Source organism: Gordonia sp. (in: high G+C Gram-positive bacteria), from assembly GCF_049299075.1.
Taxonomy (GTDB): Bacteria; Actinomycetota; Actinomycetes; order Mycobacteriales; family Mycobacteriaceae; genus Gordonia.
This window is the reverse complement of record NZ_JBAQWU010000404.1, coordinates 1-3,965: the sequence shown is the minus strand read 5'-3', so window position 1 is coordinate 3,965 and position 3,965 is coordinate 1. Positions and strand designations below refer to the sequence as shown.

The 3,965-nt window shown below is 65.8% G+C and carries 4 protein-coding genes and 1 pseudogene; 3 read left to right on the top strand and 2 right to left on the bottom strand.

Going from position 1 to position 3,965, the window contains the following annotated elements; translation table 11 throughout:
- A pseudogene (locus WAW85_RS12875) lies at positions 1–129 on the top strand (MarC family protein); the annotation flags it as partial.
- 48 nt (positions 130–177) lie between these two features.
- Positions 178–1,044: a glycine betaine ABC transporter substrate-binding protein gene (locus WAW85_RS12870; RefSeq protein WP_422560002.1), complete on the top strand. Its 867-nt coding sequence runs from the start codon at positions 178–180 to the stop codon at positions 1,042–1,044.
- A 14-nt stretch (positions 1,045–1,058) separates the two neighbouring features.
- Here WAW85_RS12870 and WAW85_RS12865 read toward each other — a convergent pair whose 3' ends face one another.
- Both WAW85_RS12865 and WAW85_RS12860 read right to left on the bottom strand, forming a co-directional pair.
- The gene (locus WAW85_RS12865; RefSeq protein ID WP_422560001.1) at positions 1,059–1,886 is read right to left on the bottom strand and encodes an SDR family NAD(P)-dependent oxidoreductase; all 828 of its coding nucleotides are present in this window, start codon (positions 1,884–1,886) and stop codon (positions 1,059–1,061) included.
- Between the two features lie 58 nt (positions 1,887–1,944).
- Positions 1,945–3,477: a flavin-containing monooxygenase gene (locus tag WAW85_RS12860; RefSeq protein WP_422560000.1), complete on the bottom strand. Its 1,533-nt coding sequence runs from the start codon at positions 3,475–3,477 to the stop codon at positions 1,945–1,947.
- Positions 3,478–3,578: 101 nt separating this feature from the next.
- Here WAW85_RS12860 and WAW85_RS12855 point away from each other — a divergent pair.
- Positions 3,579–3,965: TetR/AcrR family transcriptional regulator (locus WAW85_RS12855; RefSeq protein ID WP_422559999.1), on the top strand; the 387-nt coding region annotated here is incomplete at its 3' end.

Below are 3,965 nucleotides of genomic sequence, written 5' to 3'. Positions count from 1 at the left end.
ACGCTGATCAAGATTCTCAAGCCCGGCGGCATCACGCTGCTCGCCAAGATCGCCGGCCTCCTGCTCGCGTCTATCGCGGTGCAGCTGATCGCCACCTCGGTGACCGGATTCGTCCAAGCTGCGATGTGACTCGCGGCGTCGTCACCGAGATCGGGGATCGACTACCGTTGATCTGCGATGAGACAACCGACGCGTGCCCTGGCCGTATTGTTCGCGCTGCTGACTGCCGTCGCGGTGGTGACCGCCTGCGGTGACGAGCCCGCGCCCCCACTGTTGATCGGTTCGGCCGACCGGGCAGACCTGCGGGCGGCGGCAGCGGTTTACGCTGTCGCGCTGACTCGAGCGGGGATCCCGGCGACGACCGAAGGAGGGCTCGTCGGCCCCGATTCGGAACTCGTGGCCGCAACCGCGGCCGGCGAACTGGAGCTGTTCCCCGCATACACCGGCCAGCTGCTGTCCCAACTGACCGCGGAGCCGGCCGCTTACGGGGCCGAAGAACTGCAGATCGAGGTGTCCCGGTCGTTGCCGCAGGGTGTGGCGATCGGCGACCCGACCGGCGTGAGTGACCGTCCGCAGCTGCTGATGGCTGCCCAGGTACGGGAACGCTTCGGTGTCGACGCGGTGAGTCTCTGCGGCCGATTGCCCGCCGGGATGCCGTTGGTGACGGTCGACGGGCCGCCTGCGGCGATCGTCGAGGCCTTCGCCTCGTGTCACTCGGGTGCGGTGCAGCGGGTGAGTAGTCCGCGCGAGGTAGTCGACCGGGTGGCCGACGGCCAGGCTCTCGGGGTGCTCTCGGCACTGCAGATCGCCGCCCTCGGTGATCTCGGCGACGTTCGTACCGTGCCGTCCGACGGCCCGCCACGGGCGCAGGACCTGGTGCCGGTGTATCGGAGCGCAGCCCTCGACCGGGCGGCCCTCAAACAGCTCAGCCGGGTGGCCGGTGAGCTGACCACCGCAGATTTGGCCAGGTTAGCGGCTCGTGTGGAGCGCGGCGAGGATCCGAGTGCGGTGGCCGCCGACTGGCTGGCTGGCGCAGTGGCCTGACCGGAGACGAACTTTCAGGTGCGGGAGAGCACCCAGCCGGTGATGCGGGCGGTGATGCCCTGATAGTACGAGCCCACCAGGCGCACGCCGAGGTCGATCAGCTTCGCGTCGGCGCCGACCAAGACGCGGGCGTGTTCCTTCTCCACGGCCCGCAGAATGATGTCGGCGGCCTTCGAGGCCGAGGTGCGTGCGAGGTATTTGTCGAAGAATTCGGCGGTGGCCTGCTGGTCATGGTCGCCGGAGGTAGTCGAGTTGCGGGCGACGGCGGTTTTGATGCCGCCGGGGTGCACACAGGTGACCGCCACCTGGTGATCGGAGATCAGCATCTCCTGGCGGAGCGCTTCGGTGAATCCGCGGACGGCAAACTTTGCCGAATTGTATGCAGCCTGTCCCGGCTCGGACAGCAGGCCGAAGAGCGACGAGATGTTGACGATGGCGCCGTCGCCCGAAGCGATGATGTGCGGCAGGAACGCTTTGGTGCCGTTGACGACGCCCCAATAGTCGACGTCCATGATCCGCTCGATGTCTTTGAATTCCATCGTCTCGACTTCGCCGTGGTGGGCGATACCGGCGTTGTTGATGATGGCGTGCACGGTGCCGAAGTGCGCAGCGACGGTGTCGGCGTAGTCGAGAAAGGCCTCGCGCTCAGCGACGTTCAGCAGTTGCGTGTGGACCTCGGCGCCGGTCTGTTTGACGAGTTGTTCGGTGGTGGCCAGACCCGCCGGATCGACGTCGGAGATGGCGACCCGGGCGCCGCGCTGCGCGAGCTTCACCGAGAGTTCGCGGCCCATACCCGATCCGGCGCCAGTGATGACGACGACCTTGTCGCGGAAAACCTTCATGTGTGTGTCTCTCTCTTCAGACGTGCGGCAGGCTTGCGGCTTGCGGCTGGTGGCGGTGTCAGGCGCTGGCGATGACGGCGTCGGAAATCGCGGTGGCTTCCGCTGCTGGCAGCGTACCGGTGGTGACGGCGTATGCCGCGATGTCGAAGCGTCGGGTCGCGTTGCGGAAATTGAAGGTGAAACCCGGCCAGAGGGCGGTGATATTGCCATGTTCATCCTGGTACCAGGAGGCGCAGCCGCCGTTGACCCAGACGGAGTTCTTCAGCTTCTTCTGCAGGGCGGCGGAGTAGCGTTCCTGCGCGTCCTTCGTCACCTCGGTGCGGGTGATGCCGGCTTTGCGGGTCTTGCGGAGGTAGTCGAGAAGGTAGTTCAGCTGCGACTCGATCATGTACACCATCGAGGTGTGGCCGAGGCCGGTCGACGGGCCGATGAGCAGCGCCATATTGGGGAAGCCGTGGATAAAAGTGCCCTTGTAGCCCTTCATGCCGCCGGCGCTCCAGGTGTCAGCCAGGCTCGTGCCACCGACGCCGTGGATGGTGTCGAAGACCGGCGAGTCGGTGACGTGGAAACCGGTGGCGACGACGATCGCGTCGACAGGATGCTCGGTGCCGTCGGCGGTGATGACAGCGTTGGACGTGATTCTTGCGATGCGGTCGGTCACCAGATCGACGTTGTCGCGGGCCAGGGTGGGATACCACTCGTTGGACTTGAGGATGCGTTTGCATCCCACCGCGAAGGTCGGGGTCACTTGCTCGCGCAGCCCCCGATCGCGGATGCCCCGGAAGATGTTGGCGCGGCACAGTGCCTCGACCGGCTTGAGCGCGGTGGGGGCGTAGGTCATGCCGGCGGCGACGGACTCGTTGGCGGTGTAAATGGTGCCGCGAATCAGGTTCTGCAACCCTGGGATGTTCTTGAAGGCCCAGTTTTCGACCGGCAGGTAGGGGCGTTCGGTACGCGGGATAATCCAGGGCGCGGTGCGCTGGTAGACGTCCAGGTGGCCGACCGTCTTGGCGAGTTGCGGCACGATCTGAATGGCCGAGGCGCCGGTGCCGATCACCGCGACGCGTTTACCGGTGAAGTCGTAGTCGTTATCCCAGCGGGCCGAGTGCACCAGTTGGCCGTCGAACGACTCGATGCCGTCGATGTCCGGGAGGTTCGGCTCGCACAGCGGACCGACGGCGCCGACCAGGACGCGGGCGCGGACCTGGTCCACGTCGCCGTCGCCGGTGATGTCCAAGAGCCACGTCTCGGTGGCCTCGTCCCAGGTGGCCTTGGTGACCTCGGTGTGGAACCAAGTATTCGCGGCGATGTCGTGTGCGGCGGCGACGTCGTTGATGTAGCGGTGGATCTCCGGCTGGTGCGAGTAGGAGCGGGTCCAGTCCGGGTTCTGCGCGAACGAGTAGGAGTACAGGTGCGACGGCACATCGCACGCGGCGCCGGGGTAGGTGTTGTCGCGCCAGGTCCCGCCGAAGTCGGCGCCACGGTCCAGGATCAGGTAGTCGGTGAAGTCGTCCTGGGCCAGGCGGATGGCGGCACCGAGTCCGGAGAAGCCCGCGCCGACGATCGCGATCTCTACATCGTGTGTTGTCATGATGGCCACGATAGGGCGTGTGCTGACGCTAGGTCAATAGTTATTGAGCGCAAGTCAATAATTTGTTGAATCAGAGTCAATAGTCCCCTAGTGTGGACGCCATGACGGTGGCCGACGAATCTGCAGGTAAAGCCTCGCTGCGCCGTAGGCGGATGGGACCGCAGGAGCGGCGCAGGCAGTTGCTCGATCTCGGGCAGGAGTTGGCGGCCGAACGTTCGCTGGAGAACGTCACGATTGAGGCGGTCGCCGAGCGGGCGGGGGTCTCCCGCGGGCTGATCTTCCACTATTTCGACTCCAAGCAGGACTTTCATCTGGCGCTAGTGCAGGAACAGGCCGAGGTGATGCTGGCCCGCACTATGCCGCCGGCGGACATCGCCGACCCCCTGGAGCTCCTCAGTCGGGCGATAGACGCCTATATCGACTACGTCGAGCAGAACCAAGCGCACTACATTGGGGTGCTGCGCGGCACCCTCAGCGTCGACCCGGCG